The sequence below is a fragment of the Stenotrophomonas maltophilia group sp. Smal17 genome, assembly GCF_030237045.1.
Classification (GTDB): Bacteria; Pseudomonadota; Gammaproteobacteria; order Xanthomonadales; family Xanthomonadaceae; genus Stenotrophomonas; species Stenotrophomonas forensis.
The window spans coordinates 1-2,256 of sequence record NZ_JASJSU010000168.1 but is presented as its reverse complement, the minus strand read 5'-3'; the positions used below and the strand labels follow the sequence as shown (position 1 = coordinate 2,256).

At 67.9% G+C, this 2,256-nt stretch carries 1 protein-coding gene and 1 pseudogene; both read right to left on the bottom strand.

Annotated elements, in window-relative coordinates:
* Positions 1 to 225 (bottom strand): annotated as a pseudogene (locus QRO93_RS21340) (hypothetical protein); the annotation flags it as partial.
* A 159-nt stretch (positions 226 to 384) separates the two neighbouring features.
* On the bottom strand, positions 385 to 2,172 hold the full coding sequence (locus QRO93_RS21335) for an MFS transporter (protein ID WP_180878823.1): 1,788 nt from the start codon (positions 2,170 to 2,172) through the stop codon (positions 385 to 387).
* Positions 2,173 to 2,256: the final 84 nt, after the last annotated feature.

The window sequence follows — 2,256 nt, the reverse complement described above, 5'->3', positions numbered from 1 at the left end:
CAGCTGCAGGGTCAGCGGCTGCTCCAGCCAGGATTCCAGTTCCAGGAAGGCGTCGGTGGCCAGGCAGTCGATCTGCAGGCGGTTGTCGCCGCAGACCGACTCGGTGCCTTCGAAGCGTTCGACGACCCACGTTTCATGCAGCCCCTGCAGGCGCAGCAGGCGTGGTTGCCGGGCGTCGAGCGTGATTGCCCGGACCAGTGCGACACCAGCGGCATCCATGCCCATGCAGAATCTCCCTTTGTAGTGGGAGAACTGTTGGGGCAGGACGCCGCTGGCTGCCGCGAGCTACGCCATTCCTGCGGGATGCATCACGCTTGCCGGCCCCGGATCGGGCTGTTCACGACAGGATTACGGAAGACGGGCTGTGCAATCGCGACGCCGCGATCAGCCCCGCTTGCCGGCAAACCGTGCTTCGATCTCCTCCAGCGACTTGCCCTTGGTCTCGGGCAGCCATAGCGCGGCCACCAGGAAGAACACGAAGGTGCACGCCGCCCAGAACACGAACATGCTGGCGTAGCCGTAGTGGCCCACCGTGGGCAGGAAGATCGCGGCGATGGTGGTGGACACGAACTGGTTGATCAGCAGCGCGATGCTCATGCCGTTGGAACGGATGCGGTTGGGCATCAGTTCAGACAGCGCCAGCCACACGCAGACGCCGGGGCCGACCGCGAAGAACGCGACGAATACCAGGATGCAGGCGGCCACCGCCCAGCCGTGTGCCGGCGGCGGCACCGGGCCGATGCGGGCCTGCTCGATGCGCAACGGTGCCTGCGCGGCCTTGGCCGGGTCGGCGAACGGGTTCAGATGCAGTTTGCGGAAGAACGCGCCGATCACGCTGTCCGGCTGCACGGTGCCGGCACGCTCGATGCGCAGTTCGCGATCGGTCAGGTTGTCGCTGCGCAGGGCGCGCACATTGGTGAAATCGCCGTAGGCGTACGACACGGTCAGCTGCAGTGGCCGGCCTTCGCTGTCGATGCCTCCGCCCAGGCGCTGCCACTGCGCTTCATCCAGCACCAGCTGCAGGCCATCGCCGCTGACCGCGGCCTGCAGCTGCGATTGCACGTCTGCGCGGCCACGCTCGGCCTGGAAGAACAGGGTCGCGGCGGCCAGCAGGGCCACGCAGATACCGCCGCTGCCGAGCATCAGCAGGAACTTGCGGCCCTTGCGATCGACCAGCAGCAGCGCGACCACGGTCATCACCGCATTGAGCAGCTTGATCGCCACGTCGGCGCTGTTGGCCACCGAGCCGGACAGGCCGGCCTGGTTGAGGATGTTCACCGCGTACGCCAGCACCGAATTGATGCCGGTGGCCTGGGTGCAGGCCAGCACCACGCAGGCGAGCAGGAACGGCACCACATAGCGGCGGCTGAGCAGCGGGTCGCGCTTGCCGTCGCGGCTGCTCGATTCCGGTGCCTGGATCTGTGCAAGCGTCGGCTCCACCTCCGAAGCGGGCAGTACGCGCTGCAGGCTGCGGCGCGCATCATCGATGCGACCGCGGCGCACCAGCCAGCGCGGCGACTCGGACAGCCAGAAGATGCCGGCGCAGAACAGCAGGCCCGGCGCCAGGCAGGTCCAGAAGATGGTGCGCCAGGCGTGGTCCTTCACCGTGAACAGTTCCTGCGCCTGTTGCGCGACCGGCAGTGAGCGCACGGCTTCAGCGGCGGCGTCGACTGCATGTGCGTGGTACAGGCCGATCAGCGCCGCCAGCACCAGGCCGATGGTCAGCAGCAGCTGGAACATCGCCGCACCGCGCCCGCGTCGTTCGGGGCTGAGCACTTCGGCCAGGTACAGCGGAATCACCACACCGATCAGGCCGCCACTGATGCCCTGCAGCAGGCGGCCTAGCAGCAACGGCGTGTAGCCCGAGGCCAGCGCCATGATCGGAATCGACGCGGTGAACAGCAGGCCGGCCAGCAGCATCGCGCCGCGGCGGCCGATCAGGTCGGCCACCATGCCGGCGAACAGCGAGGACAGCACGCTGCCCAGCAGCACCGCCGCCACGACGAAGCCGAGCTGCTGGCTGCTGAGTTGCCACGCGTGGCTGGCGGTGGCTTCGAGATAGGGCAGGGCGCCGGCGATGATGCCGATATCGATGCCGTACAGCAGGCCGCCGAGGCCGCCGATGAAGAGCAGGTAGCGTACGGGCCAGCGCGGGGCGGTGGGTGCAGTCATCGGCATATTCCCAGGAGGCGTTTCGGTGCGGATTGCTTTCGTAGAGTCGAGCTTGCTCGACTGACCGCGCAGGGCGCGGCAGAG